We start from the raw sequence: 19,074 nt of genomic DNA, 5'->3' as shown, positions 1-19,074 counted from the left end.
GTGTGGTGGAGGGTATATTTAAACTTTTCGCGTCCAAAATTATGATACGGATATCTGTCCGTATATCGACACCTGCAACGGCCCGTTTATGGCGCCTCCGCTGTAGGTCATCGTATTACCGCTGGCGTCGACGAGCACGACGTAGCGGCCGTTGTAGTATGCGTCGACTATCGCGTCGCTACCTCCCTTCGCGAATAGGTCGGCTATCCGGGACGCGAAGGACACGGCGTCTATAGTCCCGGTGGGCGGCTTCTGGTACATGAAGGCGGGTATAGGTATAATTGACGTGCCGCAGCTCACCGGCTGGCCGTTGACGGTCACCGAGGTTACCGTGCCGCCGGAGAAGGACACGGCTATGGTGTAGTGGCCTATGGTGGACGTCACCTGCCCCACCCCGTTTGTCGAGCTACCGCTGTAGCTAGCCGTGATGGTCTTGCCCAATATATCTATGTATACAGTTATTGAGCCCGAGAAGGTTATGGTGTTGCCCGAGTACGTCACGGAGCCGCTCATGCTGTAGACCGTCGCCGTGAATGGCACCGACCCTATGGGCGTCCCGCTACAGCTGGCGTACTCTATGTACGTCCTCCTATCTGTGAACGACAAGCCGGTTATCTGGGCCACATAGAGCGTGGGGGGCTTCAGCTCGACGTATACCTGTATAGAGTAGGCCGTGCCGTTTACGACGACGGACACAGTGTTCCAGTCGTTGAGCCTCGCTTGCAAGGTCCCGTTGATGAGGAGCCGCCCCCCGGGCTGGACGGTATACACAGTGCCGTTGATCACTAGAGCGACGGCCCTCTCAGTGGCGTTGGTGGAGATGATCCACGTGTAGGGCACGGCGCTTTGGCTCGATGATATGACTATCTGGGGCGAGAGGGCGGGGTTGTACACGCCCCCGCCTATATTCAGAAGGGCATTCACCGCTATGATGCTCACGTTGAGGGCCCACCTCCACGTCGTCCCGTTGACGATAAGCGCCACGGGCCTGCGGCTGTAGGCGGGGACCGTGTAGTTAGCCCAGACGCTCTCGCCGGGCCTCAACACGTAGAGCGTTCCGTTGACCGTAAGCGCCTCGGTGGCGTTGCCCGTGTTCTTGATCAAGAAGCCCACCGGCACGGGCTCGCCGGGGGCCGCCTCGACGGTCGGCGACCATATAGCCACGGAGTAGCCGGTGGCCAGATACACCACGTGTACCTCCACGGGCACTCCGTCTGCCTTTACCCAGTACGTCCCCGCCGCCGTCGCGTTTATTTCCACCTGCGCCGTGGCGTTCCCTCCAGGCGGCACCGCGACTCCGTTGAAGTAGCCGGTGTAGTTGCCCACGTTCCTAACCGTCACGTTCACTACGACCAACGCAGGCAGTCTGTACGTCCTCACCGTCACGGGCTCCGCCGCGAAGACCGGCGTGTAGTACAACGTAGTGAACCTATACACGGCCGGCGTCCCGTTTATGTACAGCAACACGTAGTTGGCCCCCGCGCGGCTCACGGCCACGGTGAAGTTAAGCTCGGCGGCCTCGCCGGGCCTCAGCCTCACGGCGGTCCCGTTGACGTACACCACGCCGGGCGCCTCGCCGCGGTTCTCAGCCCTAAATATGAGGGTCGCGTTGGCGGGCAACCTGGTCGTGTTGACCACGGCCGTCTCCAGCACCAAAGTTATGTTCGGCCTCGGCGCACCGGCGAACGTCGGCGCGGACGTCAACGTGGCTGTAGTCGACGTCTGTGCGGCGGGCTGGCTCGTAGTGCTTGCAACCGTCTCCGATGTGGTGGAGGACGCCGAGGCGCTGGACGTGGATGTCGAGGCGGCCGTGCTCGCCCCCGCCGAGGTCGTCGAGCCCGCCGGCGGCGCCGTCTGGCTCGCTTGAGGGGTCCCGGCGCCAGTCAGGTAGGGCGCCAGCGCGTAGAGGGCTATCGCGACCGCCGCGGCGGCCGCCAGCGCGATTATCAGGCTCCTCACGGCCTAATCGCCGCCATCCTGCCCCACTTGCCTAGGTATTCGCCTATCCTGATGAGCTCGTTCAGCTTGGCCGTCCTCTCGCCGCCGACAATCCCCGTCTTTATAACCTCGGCGCCTAGGGCCACCGCAACGTGGGCCAACGTGTCGTACTCCGTGTCGCCCGATCTGTGAGAGGCCACCACCTTCATGCCGTACCTCCGCGCCGTCTTCACGGCCTCGGCGGCCCTCGTCAAAGTCCCCGTCTGGTCTGGCTTGATCAAGACGGCGGTGGTTGCCCTCATTTTGCCCCCCTCCTCTATCCTCGCCGCGTTGGTCACGTAGAGGTCGTCGCCGACTATCAGCCTGTCCCTATATCTATCGGTCAGCTCAGCGAAGGACTGGAAGTCGTCTTCCTGGAAGGGATCCTCGAGGTACACCAGCCCGAACTCGTCCAACAGCTTGGCCATGTACTCCAGTTGCTCTCTCGGGGTCCTCTCCTTGCCCTCGTTCTGGTATACGTACTTGGCCCCGTTCCAGAGGCTCGACGCGGCCGCGTCCACGCCGAGCCCTATCTCCACGCCCGTCTCCTTGGACACCTCCGCGGCGGCCTCTTTCAGTATCCTCAACGCAGTCTCTGCCGAGACCCTGGGGGTCCAGGCCCCCTCGTCGTTTTTGCCCCCAGTGAAGTGCGGATCCACCTTGGTTATGTACTTGAGGGCCCTTCTGTGCACCTCCAAGTTGGCCAGCACTGCGGCGGCCGCATCCGGCGGGTTGAGCGGGATTACGAGGAACTCCTGCAGATCGGGGCCTAGGCCTCTGCTGTGTTTGCCTCCGCCTATTGCGTTGCCCAGAGGCAGCGGGATCGTCCTCGCCGCGGCGCCTCCCAGATGTCTGAAGAGCGGTATGCCCAACGTGTTGGCTGCCGCCCTTGCGGCCGCCATGGACGTGGCCACCGCGACGGCCCCGCCTATCTTCTCGAAACGGCCAGTGCCGTCGACCTCCTCCAGCTTCCCATCCACCGCGTACTGCTCCGCCGCGTCGAGGCCCGCCAGCTCCGGCGCTACCAGCCTCTCAAAGGCCGCGAGGGCCTCGTCGATGCCGCCCTCGGGCAGGAAGGCCACCTCGTGTCTCCCCTTGGAGGCCCCGGCGGGGGCCGCCGCCCTCCCGAAGCCGTCTGCAGTGTACACCTCGACCTCCACCGTTAGGTCGCCTCTGCCCGTCAAGACCCGCCTAGCGGCTACCTCCTCTATCGTTGTGTCGACCATGTGGACGTTTGGAGGCGTACTTAAAGGTGGCGGCGCTTTATTTAAAAAGCCGGCACCACCTACACCTCATGTCGGGGTGTCGCAGACCCTGCCTCTGAGGATATACAACACTGCGACTAAAAGAATGGAGCAGTTCTCCGTGAGGACTCCTGGGATCGCCTCCGGCTACGTCTGCGGCATAACCCCCTACGACTCGGTGCACGTGGGGCACGGCAGAGTCTACGTGTTCTTCGACATGTTCCGCCGCTATCTAGAGCGCTTGGGCCTCCAGGTGAGGCTAGTCGTAAACTTCACCGACATCGACGACAAGATAATAAATAGGGCTAGGGAGGAGTTCGGCGCGGATTCCGTCAAGCGGTGGCGCGAGGTGCCGGAGCGGTACATATCCGAGTACTTCGACGTCATGCGGAGGCTCTACGTCAAGCCGGCGTACGCCTACCCCAGAGTGACGGAGAACGTGGAGGATATGTTGGGATGGATAAAGGCCCTCGTGGACAAGGGCTTCGCCTACGTGGCGCCCGACGGCTCGGTCTACTTCGAGGTGGGCAAAGTGCCGCGATACGGCGAGTTCTCCGGCCAGAGGATAGAGGAGCTGGTTGCGGGGGCCAGAGTCGAGCCGGAGCCGGGCAAGAGGAATCCTCTCGACTTCGCCTTGTGGAAGAGCTGGTCGCCGGGCGAGCCCTGGTGGGACTCCCCTTGGTGCCCCGGCAGGCCGGGCTGGCATTTGGAGTGCGTCGTCATGTCGACGAAGCATCTGGGCGTCCCCTTCGACTTCCACGGCGGCGGCGCCGACCTCATATTCCCCCACCACGAGAACGAGATAGCCATAGCCCGCGCCATGTTCGGCGTGGACTACTTCGCCCGGTACTGGATCCACGTGGGCTATCTGACCGTTAGGGGCGAGAAGATGTCGAAGTCGCTCGGCAACATAATCACCTTGAGGGAGGTCCTCTCTAAGTACAGCGGCGAGGCTCTGAGGCTGGCCTACGCCATGAGCCACTACCGCAAGCCCATGGAGTTCAGCTTCGAGCTCTTGGACCGGGCCGAGGACATGGTCAAGACCCTATACACGGCCTACGACGAGTTGGGGCAGGCCGTGGCAGACGCCGGCGAGGGCGGCTCGGAGCCCGTCGTCGAGCCCTTCTACAAATACGTGGAGGGGTTCTACGAGGCCCTCAACGACGACTTCTCGACCAACGAGGCCGCCCAGAGGCTGTACGACGCGGCGCGCTACATAATCTCCACCGTACTACATAAAATAGACAAGATCTCGCGGGAGGCCGTCCTCGACGTGCTCTCCAAATACGTCGAGATGGCGGACGTGTTGGGCTTGTTGGAGAGGAGGGAGGTGCCGAAGGAGGTGCAGGAGGCTGTCAAGGCGCTGGTGGAGGCGAGGGCCAGGCTGAGGCAGGAAAGGCAGTACCAGTTGGCGGATCAGATAAGGGAGAGGCTGTCGGCCCTAGGCGTGGATCTCCACGACTTCGGCCAGAGGACCTACTACACCTACAGAAGGCGTTGACATAAAGAGCGCCTCCACAAGCTTAAGCCTCTTCTCGATGAGATCCGGGGCGAGGCCCAATTGCTCCATGGCGACGGAGCTCAGCAGATATATGCCCTCCTCGCCGAGCACCGCGGGGGTGGCCGACGCCCTAAGGCCTTCGACCTCTATCCCCACCTCGCCTAACTCCCTCTCGACGACCCGGCCGTCGGCCAGCCTGAGCCTAACCGTCTTGAGGGGAGCTACCCGAGCCTAGCGAGCAGGCTGGCCGGCAACACCGTGTACGTGGCGCCGGTATCCACTAGGAGGTCCACCTCCACCGCGCCGGATATCCGGCCCACGGCCCATACCCTCGCCTTAACCGTAAACACCTCGTGTGTATACACAAGCCGTCTTTAAAGAACTTCCAGAACTCATAAGATCGGCGAACTTGACATAGATTTACGATAGGCGAGATTCGCAGAGCGGCCGTCTCGCCGTCGTCGAACCCGTTCTGCCAATCGCCGGCGATTCAATTTTATATCGATCTGGGCCGTGCCGTGTGTGCAGATAATTCATCCTTGGAGGGATCTCAAGAGGTATGCCGAGATAAGGCTGGAGGAGGCTCTGGCGGAGGCTGACCTCTCTCTGAGGTTTCTGGAGGAGGGGCTACACAGAAATGCGGCAGGTAAGGCCTTTCAAGCCTGGAAGGCAGCTCTAGCCGCCGCGGCGGCCTCCGCCAGAGAGTCCTTGCGATCCAGGTTCGGGGGAAAGATCTCGACGCGCGAAGGACACGAGGTGGGGCTCGTCGATTGGCTCATTGCGTTGATGCCCACCGGCCGTATGTGGGAGGTGGCCCGCGCGTTGAGGGGCGTCTACGGCGACGAGGTAGTCTTGCTGACAGCTATCGCCTTGAACCTCCACGAGGTCCAGTACAACGGCGACGAGAGCGGGGTTCTGAGCAGGTACTACAGTCTGGAGCAGGTGGAGGGGGACGTCAAGGAGCTCGTGGAGAGGACTAGGAAGTTCGTGGGGGAGGTCAGGAAGAGGCTGTCCGAGGCTCGTTAGATCGCCCTAGTGGGCAAACGTCGGCGTACCGTGAGCTCCTCACCGGTCAGCTTAGATGCATCTCCCCACGTCTAATCCTTGATGTTTATTTTAATTGTGTGGACGCCTCCCTTCAGACCGTAGGTGGCCACCAACGTTCTGTCCGGGAAGCGGGCCATCAGCTTCTCTAGCCCCTCCTCGTAGGTCTGGGCCGGCAACAACAACGGCTCGACGCCCCATATAAGCGCCAGCTTTCTGGCCACCGACGCCTCCTTCACTCCGGCGAATATCTTGACGGGTGGTCTGAACTTAGCCACGCGTTTTGCAAGCGTGCCGGTCATGGAGTAGACCGCTATGTCTGCGCCGAGATCGGCGGCCATATCGGCGACCGCCTCGGCGAATTTGTCCCTCGCGTTGGCGGGGCTGGGCCTTCCGAGCGGCCTCACCTCTGCCACCGATATGACCTTCCTGAGCCACGAGACCGCCTCCAGGGGGTAGCTTCCGCTGGCAGTCTCGTTGGTGAGCCAGAGCGAGTCGACTCCGAGAGACGCCGCGGCATACACGTCGTTGACCTCCGCCCTGGTGGGCGTCGGGTTTGTCTGCATGGAGTCTAGCAACTGGGTGGCCACCGCCACCGGCTTTCCCTTGGCTAAGGCCCTCTCTATCAACGTCCTCTGGACCTTAGGTATATACTCAAGCCCGTAGTGCAGGGCGAGGTCGCCTCTGGCCACCACTATGTAGTCGGCGGCGTCGGTTATCTCGTCTATACGGTCCACGGCGCCCTTGGTCTCTATCTTGGCCATAACGCTTGCAACGAGCCCATGCTCCTCGACGATCTTCTTCATGAGCGAGATCTCGGCGCCGTTCTTTATCAAGCTCAACGCCACGTAGTCTATATCCTCCTTGTATCGGGCCAATACGGCGAGCGCCGCGAGGTCCTCCTCAACTGGTAGGGGTATGTCGAAGTCCTTGCCCTTGACCACCACGGCCTTGTTGCTGGTTATCTCTCCTGACGATAGGGCTTCGGCCTCTACCAGTTGCCCAGAGGCGGCTATCGCCTTCAGGACAAGCTTGCCGTCCAACATGAGTATCTCGTCGCCTCTCTCCACAACGTCGAAGAACTCGCGCCTGGGTATCGGGACGAAGCTCCCGTCACTCTTGTCGGCCAACTTGAAGACGATCTTCGCGCCCGCGGCTATCCGGAGCGGCTCCATGAGGCCCGTCCTCACGCTGGGCCCTCTCAGATCGGCGATCACCGCTATCGGCTTGCCTCTGTCCTTCTCGAAGCGGCGCACAGCCTTAACCCTTGCCTCCAGCTCCCGCTCGGTCGCGTGCGACATATTTATCCTAACTCCGTCCACCAGCTCCAATAACTGGCCCAAGTCGGCCAGTCCATCGGTAGACGGCCCCAACGTCGCTACAACCTTGGTGTACACCTGCATTACTCGGCCCTTATTTAAAGTGTTTTCGAGGTCTACCTAAGCGAGGAGAGCTCGCGGATTGCAGACTCGGCGTCGGGCGCCTCGACCACCTTCTCCTGGCCTCTAAATGCCTCCACCTTTCTCACGCGGCACTGGTCTAGTATGTTCTGGATCGCTATGCCGGGGAACGCGCGGTTCCAAGGAACCACGTTCCCGTACTCGTCCAACGCCTTTACCTCCCTATCTATAAGCAACCTCCCCCTGCATCTGCTGAAGGAGATCTCTATCTTCACCCCCTTCTCCCTCGATATAGAGATTAACCTCTCAAGGAGCTTGAGCATGGACGTTGCGGGGCAACCTTAATTTATGTGCCGAGTAGTAGGTGACCACGCCGTCGTTGCTGACCAGAGCCAGCACCACCGGCGTGGACAGGGTCTCGCCCATGTTGAGAACCCTATAGAGTTGCCTCAAGGGCCTCTCTACGCCCTCCACCATTACGTAGAACAGATAACGCTCGCCTTTCTCGGCCACGAAGAGCCCGTCCTCTATCCTCTCGACGATCTTGAACCCCCTCGATCTTAGGTCGTTGAGCACCTGCTCCTCCAACACGTTCACGGACGCCTACCCCGGTAATGTTTATATAGCTTGAGGCTTCGCGGGCCGTGGGCAAACGTATATTGGTGCAGAGGAGGGGGAGGGGAGGTAGCCAGTTCAGATCGCCCAGCTGGAGGAGGGACGGCGCCGTTAGGTATCCGCGCGGCGTCTCCGGCTACGGCTATGTCGTCGAGCTGCTTCACGAGCCGGGGCTCAACGCGCCTGTGGCCAAAATAAGGATGGCCGACGGGACCGAGTTCCTCAACTTCGCCGCCGAGGGTATGTACGTGGGGCAGAGGATAGAGATAGGCGAGGACGCCTCGGTGAAGCCGGGCAATATACTCCCTCTGCGGAAAATACCGGAGGGAACTATGATATACAACGTGGAGAAGATGTACGGCGACGGCGGCAAGTACGCCAGATCGGGAGGCGCCTACGCCGTGGTCCTCGCCCACAAGGTCGAGGTAGGCAAGACGTCCATAAGGTTGCCCAGCGGCCGCGTGATTGACGTCAGCTCGGACGCCAGAGCCTCCATTGGCATCGTCGCCGGAGGCGGCAGAATAGAGAAGCCCATGTTGAAGGCCGGAGCCAAGTACCATAGATCTAGGGCGAAGGCTTGGAAGTGGCCCTTGGTTAGGGGCAAGGCCATGAGCCCGTACGCCCATCCGCACGGAGGCGGTAGCCACCCGAAGGGCGGCACGCCAGTTCCGAGAACCGCGCCGCCTGGCCAAAAGGTCGGCTTCATAGCGTCGAGGTGTACAGGTCGCGGCTGCAGAAGGGCGCGTGCCCAGCAGAGGGCCTAACACCCTTCTATAATAGCCGCCAACGCGTCCTTCTCCCTTTTGTCGTTGGTTAGGCGAGCGGCCCTCCTCGCTATCCTCCTCACGATCTTGGCCGCGTCGTCCTCGCTCACGCCTTTCTTGACCATCTCGCCTTTCATCCTGGCACAGTCTATAGGCCTCACGTCCTTGAACTCCTCGTAGAGCTTCTCCACGCGGAAGATCCTCTGGGCCCATTCCAAATCCGCCATAGGTATTTGCCAAGAGTACCCACACGAGTTACAGACGTATTTGCCGGACGGCGAGATTCTTACGTCCCTACTGCCGCACTTGGGGCAAGCCATAGGAATACGTCTCTGCCAGTTTATAATACCTCCCTTGATGGGGCGCTACATATCATCTCAAACGGCGAGGTCGCGTCAACAGCTAACTCCGCGCTGTCTCAGCCAAGACTCCAAGCGGGGACCGAAGACCTTGGGCGCCTTCCTCAGATCTTGGACCTTGGCGGCTCCCGTCAAGAACATGGCTATCCGGAGCTCCTTCAGCATTCTGGATATGGCTTGGGCCACCTTGTCGTCCAACGCCGCCTTAAGCAGAGGCTGAGACGCCGAGAAGTAGTCGGCCCCGAGGCCCAACGCCTTCGCCCCATCAAGCCCGTTCCTTATGCCGCCGGACGCTATCACCGGGCCCTTGAAGGCGGCCTTGGCCTCGCATATGGCCGCGGCGGTTGGGATGCCCCAGCCCTTGAACTCCTGGGCCAGCTCGTAGAGCTCAGGACGCGCCTCCTTGGCCCTCAGACCCTCTATGACTACGAAGGAGGTGCCGCCCGCGCCGGCCACGTCGATTATATCCGCCACCCCGTTCAGGAGGCCCGCCACCTCTTTGGAGATGCCGTTGCCGACCTCCTTGACTATCAACGGCACCCTTAAAGACCTCTTCAGAAACCTCAACCTATCCAGCACGTTCTTGAAATAGGGCTCGCCCTCCGGCTGGAAGACCTCCTGGGCTGGGTTCAAGTGGACCGCTAAAGCCGCCGCGTCTATCATGTTGACGGCTTCCTCTGCCCAGCGCAGTAGCTGGTCGTCGGGCAGTCTGGAGATCTGAGGGGCGCCTAGATTGGCTATCTTGGGCACCGTCGGCGCGTTGGCCTTGACCACCTCGAAGCTACGCCTGGCCTCCGGCTTCACTATGCCTACACGTTGCGAGCCAACATACATGGGCACCCCCAACTCCTCGGCGGCTTTGGCGAGCCTGGCGTTTATCTTCTCGGCGAGCTCGGTCCCGCCCGTCATGGCGCCTATTATGAACGGCATTGATATCTCTCGGCCTAGAAACGTGGTCCTCGTATCCACGTCGTCTAGGTCGAGCTCCGGCAAGGCCCTATGTACTAGGACCACCTCGTCCAGCCAACTATCGCCGATTTGTGACTCGGGCGAAGCGGCCAAGAATATGTGGTCGTTCTTACGCTTATCTATCATGAGTAGAACAACACGCTGGCGTAGCCGACGGTCTCCTCCCTGTACCCGCTGGTGTCTCCCGAGGTGGCGTGCTTCAACAGCTTAGCCTTGAACCCCAACGCGGCTGCGGCCTTCATTAAAGCCCCTATGGGGCCTATGCCGCACGCCGAGATGTCGTATCTAGAAATGACGTCGAAGAAGCCCTCGACGTCGCCCGCGACTATCTTGGATATGGCCAACTCGTCCTTCTTGGCGGTCACCTCGTGGTGCTCGTAGTGGTTAAGATCGGAGCTGGCTATTATATATATCCTCTTCTTGAAGTTTGCCACCATCTTGGCCAAGGCGGCTCCCAGCTCCTTGGCCGTGGAGGGCGTCTGGCGCCATAGGGCCACTGGGACGATCTTGACGTCGCCGAAGAAATACTGGATGAAGGGTATGTGGACCTCGATGGAGTGCTCCTTTGAGAAGGCGTAGAAGTCGTCCTCGAGAGATCTATACTCCGAGGACAAGAACTCGGCCGCCTCCTCGTCGATCTCTAGAGCGCCTAGAGGGGTCTCCCAGATCCCCGATTTCATTATCGCGACCGGCGCCCCCACGCCGTAGTGGTTGGGCCCTATGACCACCACAGTATCGGGCCTCCCGTAGCCCCTAAGCGCCGCGTACGCCCAGGCCGCCACGGGGCCCGAATAGATATAGCCCGCGTGGGGCGCCACGGCCCCCAGAGCCTTGGCCCCCTCCGGGCTCAACGACTCTGTCTTGGGGCCTAAGTCGTGATATATGCTCCACCTTATCCTCTCGACAAGGGCCTCCCGATCCGCCTCGTAGAAATAGCCGGCGACGGCCGGCTTCCTAATTCTAGCCATGAAGGGAGTATGTCACCGCTTTATCTAGTTTCCACGAGCTTGGTCTCGAACTCCTCAGGCGGGACTGGCAGATCTTGGTCGGGTTTAAGCTCCCCTCTCTCCCTCAAGACCTGTCTGGCCAATATCCAGAATATAAGGGCGAGGCTACGCCTCCCCTTGTTGTTGCAAGGTATCATCAAGTCGATGAAGTCGTGGGGCGTGTCGGTATCGACGAGAGCCACCACGGGTATGCCCATGATAGCTGCCTCTCTGACCGCTTGCGAGTCCAGCTTAGGATCCACCACCACCAATAGGTCTATCTCCATATACTCGGGCAGATAGGGGTTGGTCAATATGCCGGGCGTGAACCTCCCGGCTATATATTTACAGCCCACATATTTACAGAACATCTCTATGGGCTTGAAGCCGTAGGGCCTAGTCGTGTGGACCAATATCCTGTCGGGGCTGTACCTCGCTATGAACTTGGCGGCTATCCTCAACCTCTCGTCGATCTTCCTTATGTCGAAGATCCTAAGCCCGTCGGGCCTCACAGCGTAGATAAAGCCCCTCTTTTCCAAGTACTTATTGGACATCTTGGTACCCAACCTAATGCCCGAGGACAGATACCTCTCCAACGGCACTAGGTACTCGTAGCTCTCACCGCTCTCGCCCATCGAGGCGGGGCCACTCCACTCCTTTTAATTATTTTCGCCCTAGGCGTTCTGCCCTTAAGACGCTAGGTCTTGAGACGCTGGCTTTTGCTCAGAACCCAGATTTCTCTTCATCTATCCGCGATGACGGGCCTACCTCATTACCGATAAAATGGAAATTCTGGTTAAAATCTATATGTGCAACGAGCTGGGAGAATTCGCCGACTGGCTCTACCGAAACTATTCCGGGATTCTAGGCATCTCGCAGATCTACACGGTCTCGCTCGGCGGTTTCGTCCTCGTGGGTATCCACTTCGAGAGGGGTTCGAAGATCTCGGGGGATGTGCCCGTCGGCTTGGCTATTTACGGGCTGGGCGACCGCGTTAGGGGTTATTGTAGCCTCCCAATACCTTGCAAGACCGATGGCCGGATTATACGCATGGGGGACCTACTGCAGTCGAGGGCGGAGCCTTTAGAGGCCGATCTGCCGCTAGTGAGAGACCTGGGTCTCGAGGTGGTGTGCATGGATGGAGCCGTCGCGGTGGTCGACGAGGTGGGGTGTATTGACGTGTACAGCCGCATGGGGCAGTTCGTCGTCGCGTGTGGTTTATTGAATAAATGGGCCCGAGCGGGCGGCGACGTGTATCGCGAGTTCAGGGACGTGGCGGCGAGGCTCTAGGACCGTGACGGCAATATAGATATATACTTACCTTCGGTAGGGAGCTATATGAGCAATATCAGAGTGAACATACGCGGCGGGGCGGCGCCCCCGGGCTCTTTGGCCGACTATTTGAAGAGCGTGAAGGTCAAGCTGGTCACCATCTCGGGCAAAGGCGGGGTGGGGAAGTCTTTGGTCACGGCGGCTGTTGGGCTCGGCCTCGCGCTACGGGGATATAGGGTGGGCATATTAGACGGCGATATATACGGCCCGACGATACCTAAGCTGTTGGGCGTGACGGACTCCGCGCTCTACGTCGACTCCAAGACGGGGAAAATAGTGCCCGTGTCGGGACCCTTCGGCGTCAAGGTGGTTTCAATAGACTTCATGTTGCCCAGCGAGGACACGGCGGTTATCTGGAGAGGCGCCTTGGTCACCCAGGCGTTGAGGGACTTCATTTCGCAAGTGGATTGGGGATCTCTCGACGTGTTGATGGTCGACCTTCCGCCGGGCACCGGCGATGCCCCGTTGACCATAGCCCAAAGCCTACAAGGCGGGATAGATGGCAGTATCATAGTGACCATACCGTCCGAGATCTCCCGCCGTATAGTCGTCAAGGCTATAGACTTCTCGAGGAAGGTACAGATACCAGTCGCCGGCATAGTGGAGAACATGTGTTGCTTCGTCTGCCCCGACAACGGCAAGACCTACTACATATTCGGCGAGGGGGCCGGCAAGAGGATTGCCGAGAAGGCCGGCGTGCCTTTCCTGGGCCAGATACCCATGGACCCGCTACTCTCGAAACATCTAGATGAGGGCAAATTGCACGAGTTCTTGACCTTAGACAACGGCACTGTCAAACACATAATGTCCATAGTGGACGCCTTGGCCTCCAAATACGCCGATAAGTTGAGGCAAGAGATCAAGGAGGAGAAGCCCAAGAGGATTTCGTTAATGAAGCTACCTGGCGAGGACGAGGAGCAGGGCGAGTAGGGCAGATCTATAAATAGCGGGAGGTTTAGTCCTATGGCGCAGTATCCCGAGGACGTACAGAAGATGTTGGGCGTGCTCCTGGAACACAACGAGTGGAGGCGGAGACAGACGATCAACCTAATAGCCGCCGAGAACGTGATGTCGCCCCTCGCCGAGTTGGTCTACCTCAACGATCTCATGGGTAGATACGCCGAGGGCTCCGTCGGCCGGCGGTACTATAGAGGGACCAGATACGTGGATCTCCTCGAGGAGGCCCTATCCAAGAGCTTCGCCGAGATCCTCGGCGCCAAGTACGTCGACGTTAGGCCCATCTCGGGGACCATAGCCAATCTGGCGACGTACTACGGCCTGGCGCCCGAGGGGGGCACCATAGCCTCGTTGCCGACTAGGGCGGGCGGCCATATAAGCCACAACCAAGTGGGCGGCCCCAAGGCGTTGAAGTTCAAGGTTCTCGAACTGCCTTGGGATCCCGATGCGTTCAACATAGACGTCGACAAGGCGCGTAGGCTAATAGAGGAGAATAGGCCCAATATAGTGATCTTGGGGGGCTCCCTCTACCTGTTCCCCCACCCGATAAAGGAGATATCCGAGGCCGCCCACGCTGTGAGCTCCTACGTGCTTCACGACTCAGCCCACGTCTTTGGCCTAGTGGTGGGGGGCAAGTTCCCCAACCCGCTGAGGGAGGGCGCCGACGTGACCACCTCCTCTACGCACAAGACCTTCCCGGGACCTCAAGGAGGGCTTATCGCCAGCGCCCTAGAGGGGGAGGTCAACGAGTCGATCGCCCGCGGCGTGTTCCCTGTCTTCACGTCGAACTACCACATGCATAGGTACGCGGCCACCTACGTCACTCTGGCCGAGATGCGACAGTTCGGCGCCCAATACGCGGAGCAGATAGTCAGAAACGCCAAAGCGCTCGCCGAGGCGCTGCACGCTAATGGGTTCGACGTGGTGGCGGAGCATCTCGGGTTCACACAAACCCACCAGGTGGCCGTGGACGTCTCGAAGCTGGGAGGCGGCGAGGCTGTGTCCAAGTTGCTCGAGGACGCCAATATAATAGTTAACAAGAACATGTTGCCTTGGGATAAAAGCGCGGTTAAGCCTAGCGGGATCAGGCTAGGAGTTCAGGAAGTCACTAGATGGGGCATGCGCGAGGGGGATATGGCCGAGATAGCGGGCTTCTTCAAGGAGCTCTTAATAGACGGCAAAGAGCCCGGCCAAGTACGTAGAAAGGTCGTCGAGTTTAGGAGCCAGTTCCTGGAGGTGAAGTACGGCTACGGCGTAGACGGAGAGCTGGCCAGGAGGCTGTTGGGGAGCATGGGACTGACGCTCTAGATGCACTGCACGTACCCCCCATCTATAGATATCAGAGAGCCCGTTATGTAGCTGGCCCTCTCCGAGGCTAAAAACGCCACGAGCTCCCCTATCTCCTCGGGCTTAGCCATACGGCCCAGCGGTATCTCGCCCGCCATAGCCCTCAGCACGTCGTCCAGAGGCTTGCCCTCACGGACGGCTCTGTCCCTGGCCACCTCTAACACCCTCTCGGTCTCGACATAGCCCTGGAGAACTCCGTTGACGAGTATGTTGTACTGGGCCAATTGGTACGCCAGTGTCTTGACAAGGCCGGCTATCGAGAGCCGTATCACGTTGGAGAGCGTCAGATTGGGCAGAGGCCTCTTCAACGTCAACGATGTTATGTATATTATACGGCCCTGCCTCTTCTCGATCATATATGGCAACGCGTCCTTGGTCAGCCAGACGGCGCTCATCAGCAGAAGCCTCACCGCGTAGTCCCAGTCCTCCTCGGTGAGCTCCATGAAGGTCCCCGGCTTGGGAGGACCTGTGTTGTAGACCAGTATATCCACGCCGCCGAAACTCCTCGCGGCCGTCTCCACAATCTTAGCCACATCAGCCCTTTTAGTTAAATCGGCCTGCACGGGCACGACCTCGGCGCCGAACTCTGACCTTATCTCCGACGCCGTCCTCGAAAGCCTCTCTAGATCCCTAGACGCTATGACGAGGTTGGCCCCCTCCCGCGCGAGGACTCTGGCCACCCCTCTCCCTATGCCTCTACTGGCGGCAGTCACTATAGCCGTCTTCCCCTTTAACATGTTACTTGACTTCTATAAATATATATTTCTTGCAGACGTTCCTTATAGGGCATTCCTCGCATCTAAGCCTAGCGCAGTAGTTCTTGCCTATGTGGTACGCGCCTCTCTCAAACGCTATGGGATCGCCGCTCAGATAGGCGATCGTCCTCACCAGACCCCGCACTGACTTGAGGCGTATCCGTAACGGATCGCAACGCTCCTTCCGGCTTCTGCAAATCAGGGCCCGCGCCACTCTCTGTTTTATCTTGGAGGCGGTCGGCGAATCGACGTCCTCGAAGGAGCCGCTACGCATGGCAACAAGGGTGGTGTAGAAATCCCCATGTATTTTATATTTTCTAACTTCATTTTTATTATAAGCTATTTTATATGCAAGAGGAATAGTATTTTTATCTATAAAAATTCTTATAAATAACTTAATTCCTCTATCGATAGAATAACCACCGTTGTTTTCGAAGACAAATTCTCTCACATCTTTCTCAAATCTATCTAATCGTTTTTCTTTTAATATCCAGAGATATGTCCCCTTTTTATGTTTTAGAAATTCTATAATCTTTAAAATTTTATTTACATGTATATTTATCGGAGCCTCCTCGCCCAATACATTGGTAAGAAGGTGTCTCAGCTTGGATGCTGATATGCTGTCCATTTTCTCGAACTCTCGGGAGTACGCTTCCAACATCCCATTGCCCTTGATGTTATTACCTACTAGATATGATAATATTGTAATATATAGTATCACATCTTCAATATTTCTTATATTTGATAAATTATTAATAATAGTAGATATATCTGAGCTTTTATATGATTCTATTATAGATCTTATCTGAGCCGCTGTGTATTTTAAACTCCTAGGCATAGTGGCCAATACTCCGTCCTCCACCTCTGCCCCCGTCTTTACAATCGCCTCTCTTACCTCTGCGGCCACTAACTCTCTTTTACCCCTTATATTTTTATGGAGGAGCTCGTGGAAAAGGCCCGGGAAGCCCTAAAAAACGCGTATGCGCCGTATTCGAAGTTCCGCGTAGGCGCCGCCGTGTTGACCAAAAGCGGCAAGATCTACACTGGCGTCAACGTGGAGAACGCCAGCTACGGGCTGACCGTATGCGCTGAGAGGGTGGCCGTGTTTAAGGCCGTATCGGAGGGGGATAGGGATATAGTGGCCGTGGCGGTGGTTGTCGACTCGGACGAGCCGGCGGCCCCCTGCGGGGCGTGTAGACAAGTCATAGCCGAGTTCAACCCCGACGCTCTTGTGATCATGGCGACGGCCGACAAGAGAAAGGTGATTACGGCGAATCTTAGGGATCTCTTCCCGTCGCCGTTTAGAGGCGACAAGCTAAAGTCCTAGCTCCACGTAGGTGTTGGGGTACTGTCCGTTTTCGTCCTTTTCGTATTTCTTCAACATGTCCCAGATTGTCAAGAGCGCGGAGCCCGCGGCGAACAGGGCCTCCAAGCTCGGCGAGACGTCTCTGCCTTTTAAGACCACCTCGACGGCCACCGAGTCGTCTCCTATCTCTATACTGCTGTTGGCGTATTCGAGCTTCACGCACTCCACAGGCAGAAGCTCGCATAGCCTCTTTGCGTTGAGCGGGGCTATCGTCCTCGCCGCGCAGATGGGGTCGCCCTTCTCGACAGAGCCGGCCTTTATAGGTCTTGTGGAGGTTAGATGTATATAACCGTGTGCCTTAACTACATAGCCGAGATCCGGGCGGTTGGCCTTTATGGCCCCTCTCGGCTCCTCCAGACTGTATTCTACACCCTTGACCTTCGTATCTACGCGTAATCTCTTGATGTAGGTAGCGCCGCCCGCTATGGCGCCCACGAGGGCGCCGAACAACGCATCCATCTCCACGCCCGTCTTCCACACAGTCCAGGCCCTCGCCTTGACGGCGCCTCCGCTACACTCCGCCGAGGCTGATAGAGGTACCGGGTGTAGAAGCGGCACATACCTATATGCCTGTTTCGTCGCGAGAGAGGCCGCTACGACGCAACTTACAGCGTCGCTTGTAGAGGCCTCGGCGGAAGCTACGGCGTATCTGCCCACATCGCCCTTCGCCGAGATGTCGACCATCACATCTACAGCTGCCTCTCCAGTAGAAAAATCATACTGTAAAAGTAAATAATAACGGCTATCCTTAATCCGTGCCTAACGACGTCAAGGTTAAGTACAGAGTCTGGGTGGAGTGGAACGGCAACCAGATAATAGGGCCTGGCATATATGATATTCTGAAGGCCATAGACGAGACGGGCTCCATAGCCTCCGCAGCGCGTAAATTGGGATTTTCCTATAAGTTTATATGGACTTACTTGAAAAAGCTCGAGGATATCTTGCAAGTCCCTCTGGTACAGTCTAAGCGGGGCGGGCGGGAGAGAGGCAAGACCGAGTTGACCGAGGTGGGCCAGCTTCTGTTGAGACACTACGAGGAGATAAACTCGGAAATCAATAGGCTTGTACCTACTTGGGAGAGCAAATTCCAAGCAATCATAGATTCTCTGGACAAATATAGAGAGACATCTTCGGAACAAGAGGGCGAGGAGGAGTTGCCGCTCTACAGCGAGGACGAGTAGTCTATCTTCAACTTGAAGGTAGGCTCGCGGACGTACACGGCACGGGATACCGCCTCGTATACCCTCTTAGCGTCTCTCTCCTTTATGGGGCCGTAGAGATCCACAACGGGCTCTCTGTAGAGACAAGGCTTCAGCTTGCCGTCGCTCGTAAGCCTCATGGTGGTGCAACCAGCACAGAAGTAGGGGTTGTTCCAGTTCTTGACAATCTCTACATCGACGCCGGCCAGCCTCAGAATAGGTCTGTTGTGCAGATCCTTTCTGGTGTAGGCAGGCCTCGCGCCCATGCCCTCGAGCAATTCGGCCACCTCGTCCGCCGAGGCGCGGAGATCGCCGAACACTCTGCTGCCTAGACCCACGGGCATGAGCTCTATCAGTTGAATAGATGCGCCGATGGATGCGGCGAGTTTAACCAACGACCTCAGAGACTCCCTGTCGTCGTTTATCCCTTTCAGGAGCACCGCGTTGAGCTTCACCTTCATGCCGGCCTTGACGGCCGCGTGCACGCCGTCTAGCACTCTGCGGAACCACTCCTTGGGCACTCCAGCCACTTTGGAGAACTTCTCAGGATCTGTGGTGTGGACCGAGACGTTGACGCGCCGGAGACCCGCCGCGGCGAGATCCTCTGCCAACTCCGCCAACCTGAAACCGTTAGTAGTCATCGAAATCTCGACGCCGTCTCTGTTCATCTTCCGCACTATATCCACTATGTCGCTCCTCAAGAGAGGCTCGCCGCCCGTTAGTTTATAATCTCTTACGCCTACCTTAGAAAGCACGTCGACCAGAAACCCATAGTCGTCTGCGTTAAGAAGGCGGCCAACACCTCTCAACTGCCCTTCGAAGTGGCAGAATATGCAGGAGAAGTTGCAGACGTCGTTGACGGCCACTCTGAGCTTCAGGAACGGCCTGCCATATCTGTCGACCAACACCAATACCTCTTTGCGACATGTATTTTTATGTAGACGTGTAGTATACGTATACTTTAAAGGCTTGATCTTCGAGGTCTTCAAATGCTCCTCTCGGCGATAGCGATCGCATATCAGGCGCGGAAAATTTTCGCCAGATTCTTTACTCTATTCACCATATTAATCATATTAATATTTATTCAAACATACCTTATAAACAATATTATTGAAGATGAATTTTATATATTAATTGTATCGATATTGTTGGTAAGAGCTATTATAGGTAGGTACGTAATGGCGATGCGCGTGGCTCTTTACACCGTGATAGCGAGTTTAATGTTCTTCAATTCAAATTTATTTTTGATTGAACAATAT

At 57.9% G+C, this 19,074-nt stretch carries 23 protein-coding genes; 8 read left to right on the top strand and 15 right to left on the bottom strand.

Annotation, left to right across the window (positions count from 1 at the left end):
- Positions 1–39: 39 nt before the first annotated feature.
- Positions 40–1,959, bottom strand: coding sequence for a hypothetical protein (locus TUZN_RS07750; protein WP_013680408.1), 1,920 nt, complete (start codon positions 1,957–1,959; stop codon positions 40–42).
- Positions 1,956–3,203 (bottom strand): phosphopyruvate hydratase, encoded by a 1,248-nt coding sequence (eno, locus tag TUZN_RS07745; protein ID WP_013680407.1) that lies wholly within the window; start codon positions 3,201–3,203, stop codon positions 1,956–1,958. Before eno ends, TUZN_RS07750 begins: the two co-directional genes overlap by 4 nt.
- A 94-nt stretch (positions 3,204–3,297) precedes the next feature.
- On the opposite strand from eno, the gene cysS reads away from it, so the two are divergent.
- Positions 3,298–4,722, top strand: a complete 1,425-nt coding sequence (cysS, locus tag TUZN_RS07740; RefSeq protein WP_052886324.1) for a cysteine--tRNA ligase — start codon at positions 3,298–3,300, stop codon at positions 4,720–4,722.
- Here cysS and TUZN_RS11490 read toward each other — a convergent pair.
- Together TUZN_RS11490 and TUZN_RS11485 are read right to left on the bottom strand one after the other, a co-directional pair.
- A complete protein-coding gene (locus TUZN_RS11490) occupies positions 4,663–4,878 on the bottom strand; it encodes a hypothetical protein (protein ID WP_237698210.1) in 216 nt (71 codons plus the stop codon). The genes cysS and TUZN_RS11490 overlap by 60 nt on opposite strands.
- A 65-nt stretch (positions 4,879–4,943) precedes the next feature.
- Positions 4,944–5,072 carry an aspartyl protease family protein gene (locus TUZN_RS11485; protein ID WP_013680405.1) on the bottom strand — a complete coding sequence of 43 codons (129 nt, stop codon included), beginning with the start codon at positions 5,070–5,072 and terminating at the stop codon, positions 4,944–4,946.
- A 172-nt stretch (positions 5,073–5,244) separates the two neighbouring features.
- On the opposite strand from TUZN_RS11485, the gene TUZN_RS07730 reads away from it, so the two are divergent.
- Positions 5,245–5,748, top strand: coding sequence for a PaREP1 family protein (locus TUZN_RS07730; protein WP_013680404.1), 504 nt, complete (start codon positions 5,245–5,247; stop codon positions 5,746–5,748).
- Between the two features lie 71 nt (positions 5,749–5,819).
- Here the strand turns inward: TUZN_RS07730 and pyk are convergent, their stop codons facing one another.
- The 3 genes from pyk to TUZN_RS07715 are packed head-to-tail and all read right to left on the bottom strand — an operon-like array spanning position 5,820 to position 7,763.
- Complete coding sequence (pyk, locus tag TUZN_RS07725; protein WP_052886182.1) at positions 5,820–7,169, bottom strand: pyruvate kinase; 1,350 nt, start codon at positions 7,167–7,169, stop codon at positions 5,820–5,822.
- Between the two features lie 32 nt (positions 7,170–7,201).
- A complete protein-coding gene (locus TUZN_RS07720) occupies positions 7,202–7,489 on the bottom strand; it encodes a hypothetical protein (protein WP_013680402.1) in 288 nt (95 codons plus the stop codon).
- A complete protein-coding gene (locus TUZN_RS07715; protein WP_013680401.1) occupies positions 7,473–7,763 on the bottom strand; it encodes a PDDEXK family nuclease in 291 nt (96 codons plus the stop codon). Before TUZN_RS07715 ends, TUZN_RS07720 begins: the two co-directional genes overlap by 17 nt.
- A gap of 47 nt (positions 7,764–7,810) precedes the next feature.
- On the opposite strand from TUZN_RS07715, the gene TUZN_RS07710 reads away from it, so the two are divergent.
- Positions 7,811–8,545, top strand: a complete 735-nt coding sequence (locus TUZN_RS07710; RefSeq protein ID WP_013680400.1) for a 50S ribosomal protein L2 — start codon at positions 7,811–7,813, stop codon at positions 8,543–8,545.
- Here the strand turns inward: TUZN_RS07710 and TUZN_RS07705 are convergent.
- The 4 genes from TUZN_RS07705 to rpsB all read right to left on the bottom strand — a co-directional run bounded on the left by TUZN_RS07705 (position 8,542) and on the right by rpsB (position 11,494).
- A complete protein-coding gene (locus TUZN_RS07705; RefSeq protein ID WP_052886181.1) occupies positions 8,542–8,865 on the bottom strand; it encodes a zinc ribbon domain-containing protein in 324 nt (107 codons plus the stop codon). The genes TUZN_RS07710 and TUZN_RS07705 overlap by 4 nt on opposite strands.
- 75 nt (positions 8,866–8,940) lie before the next feature.
- The gene (gene fni / locus TUZN_RS07700; RefSeq protein WP_013680398.1) at positions 8,941–9,999 is read right to left on the bottom strand and encodes a type 2 isopentenyl-diphosphate Delta-isomerase; all 1,059 of its coding nucleotides are present in this window, start codon (positions 9,997–9,999) and stop codon (positions 8,941–8,943) included.
- Positions 9,996–10,841, bottom strand: coding sequence for an AmmeMemoRadiSam system protein B (gene amrB, locus TUZN_RS07695; protein WP_013680397.1), 846 nt, complete (start codon positions 10,839–10,841; stop codon positions 9,996–9,998). The genes fni and amrB overlap by 4 nt, the downstream gene beginning before the upstream one ends.
- Before the next feature lie 20 nt (positions 10,842–10,861).
- Complete coding sequence (rpsB, locus tag TUZN_RS07690) at positions 10,862–11,494, bottom strand: 30S ribosomal protein S2 (RefSeq protein WP_013680396.1); 633 nt, start codon at positions 11,492–11,494, stop codon at positions 10,862–10,864.
- Between the two features lie 172 nt (positions 11,495–11,666).
- Here rpsB and TUZN_RS07685 point away from each other — a divergent pair, with 172 nt between their 5' ends.
- The 3 genes from TUZN_RS07685 to glyA are packed head-to-tail and all read left to right on the top strand — an operon-like array spanning position 11,667 to position 14,456.
- Positions 11,667–12,149, top strand: coding sequence for a hypothetical protein (locus TUZN_RS07685; RefSeq protein ID WP_148678625.1), 483 nt, complete (start codon positions 11,667–11,669; stop codon positions 12,147–12,149).
- A 48-nt stretch (positions 12,150–12,197) separates the two neighbouring features.
- Positions 12,198–13,121, top strand: a complete 924-nt coding sequence (locus tag TUZN_RS07680) for an Mrp/NBP35 family ATP-binding protein (RefSeq protein ID WP_013680394.1) — start codon at positions 12,198–12,200, stop codon at positions 13,119–13,121.
- A 33-nt stretch (positions 13,122–13,154) separates the two neighbouring features.
- Positions 13,155–14,456: a serine hydroxymethyltransferase gene (gene glyA / locus TUZN_RS07675; protein ID WP_013680393.1), complete on the top strand. Its 1,302-nt coding sequence runs from the start codon at positions 13,155–13,157 to the stop codon at positions 14,454–14,456.
- Here the strand turns inward: glyA and TUZN_RS07670 are convergent.
- Both TUZN_RS07670 and TUZN_RS07665 read right to left on the bottom strand, forming a co-directional pair.
- Complete coding sequence (locus TUZN_RS07670) at positions 14,453–15,232, bottom strand: SDR family oxidoreductase (RefSeq protein ID WP_013680392.1); 780 nt, start codon at positions 15,230–15,232, stop codon at positions 14,453–14,455. The two genes, glyA and TUZN_RS07670, sit on opposite strands and share 4 nt — an antisense overlap.
- Before the next feature lies 1 nt (position 15,233).
- Complete coding sequence (locus TUZN_RS07665; RefSeq protein WP_013680391.1) at positions 15,234–16,157, bottom strand: hypothetical protein; 924 nt, start codon at positions 16,155–16,157, stop codon at positions 15,234–15,236.
- Between the two features lie 27 nt (positions 16,158–16,184).
- On the opposite strand from TUZN_RS07665, the gene cdd reads away from it, so the two are divergent.
- Positions 16,185–16,577, top strand: a complete 393-nt coding sequence (gene cdd / locus TUZN_RS07660; protein ID WP_013680390.1) for a cytidine deaminase — start codon at positions 16,185–16,187, stop codon at positions 16,575–16,577.
- Here the strand turns inward: cdd and TUZN_RS07655 are convergent.
- On the bottom strand, positions 16,566–17,300 hold the full coding sequence (locus tag TUZN_RS07655) for a cyclic pyranopterin monophosphate synthase MoaC (protein ID WP_013680389.1): 735 nt from the start codon (positions 17,298–17,300) through the stop codon (positions 16,566–16,568). The two genes, cdd and TUZN_RS07655, sit on opposite strands and share 12 nt — an antisense overlap.
- A 71-nt stretch (positions 17,301–17,371) precedes the next feature.
- Here TUZN_RS07655 and TUZN_RS07650 point away from each other — a divergent pair, with 71 nt between their 5' ends.
- Complete coding sequence (locus tag TUZN_RS07650) at positions 17,372–17,797, top strand: winged helix-turn-helix domain-containing protein (RefSeq protein ID WP_013680388.1); 426 nt, start codon at positions 17,372–17,374, stop codon at positions 17,795–17,797.
- Here TUZN_RS07650 and moaA read toward each other — a convergent pair.
- Positions 17,779–18,723, bottom strand: a complete 945-nt coding sequence (gene moaA / locus TUZN_RS07645) for a GTP 3',8-cyclase MoaA (RefSeq protein ID WP_052886179.1) — start codon at positions 18,721–18,723, stop codon at positions 17,779–17,781. The genes TUZN_RS07650 and moaA overlap by 19 nt on opposite strands.
- Between the last annotated feature and the right edge of the window lie 351 nt (positions 18,724–19,074).

Source organism: Thermoproteus uzoniensis 768-20, from assembly GCF_000193375.1.
In the GTDB taxonomy this organism is placed as follows: domain Archaea; phylum Thermoproteota; class Thermoprotei; order Thermoproteales; family Thermoproteaceae; genus Thermoproteus; species Thermoproteus uzoniensis_A.
This window is presented reverse-complemented; position numbering and strand designations above follow the sequence as displayed.

What these genes read in the sequence shown, in the direction of transcription:
- eno (WP_013680407.1), bottom strand. Translation starts at nt 3,203, where the DNA reads ATGGTCGACACAACGATAGAGGAGGTAGCCGCTAGGCGGGTCTTGACG.
- pyk (WP_052886182.1), bottom strand. Translation starts at nt 7,169, where the DNA reads ATGCAGGTGTACACCAAGGTTGTAGCGACGTTGGGGCCGTCTACCGAT.
- TUZN_RS07720 (WP_013680402.1), bottom strand. Translation starts at nt 7,489, where the DNA reads ATGCTCAAGCTCCTTGAGAGGTTAATCTCTATATCGAGGGAGAAGGGG.
- TUZN_RS07705 (WP_052886181.1), bottom strand. Translation starts at nt 8,865, where the DNA reads ATGGCTTGCCCCAAGTGCGGCAGTAGGGACGTAAGAATCTCGCCGTCC.
- fni (WP_013680398.1), bottom strand. Translation starts at nt 9,999, where the DNA reads ATGATAGATAAGCGTAAGAACGACCACATATTCTTGGCCGCTTCGCCC.
- amrB (WP_013680397.1), bottom strand. Translation starts at nt 10,841, where the DNA reads ATGGCTAGAATTAGGAAGCCGGCCGTCGCCGGCTATTTCTACGAGGCG.
- rpsB (WP_013680396.1), bottom strand. Translation starts at nt 11,494, where the DNA reads ATGGGCGAGAGCGGTGAGAGCTACGAGTACCTAGTGCCGTTGGAGAGG.
- TUZN_RS07685 (WP_148678625.1), top strand. Translation starts at nt 11,667, where the DNA reads ATGTGCAACGAGCTGGGAGAATTCGCCGACTGGCTCTACCGAAACTAT.
- TUZN_RS07680 (WP_013680394.1), top strand. Translation starts at nt 12,198, where the DNA reads ATGAGCAATATCAGAGTGAACATACGCGGCGGGGCGGCGCCCCCGGGC.
- glyA (WP_013680393.1), top strand. Translation starts at nt 13,155, where the DNA reads ATGGCGCAGTATCCCGAGGACGTACAGAAGATGTTGGGCGTGCTCCTG.
- TUZN_RS07670 (WP_013680392.1), bottom strand. Translation starts at nt 15,232, where the DNA reads ATGTTAAAGGGGAAGACGGCTATAGTGACTGCCGCCAGTAGAGGCATA.
- cdd (WP_013680390.1), top strand. Translation starts at nt 16,185, where the DNA reads ATGGAGGAGCTCGTGGAAAAGGCCCGGGAAGCCCTAAAAAACGCGTAT.
- TUZN_RS07655 (WP_013680389.1), bottom strand. Translation starts at nt 17,300, where the DNA reads ATGGTCGACATCTCGGCGAAGGGCGATGTGGGCAGATACGCCGTAGCT.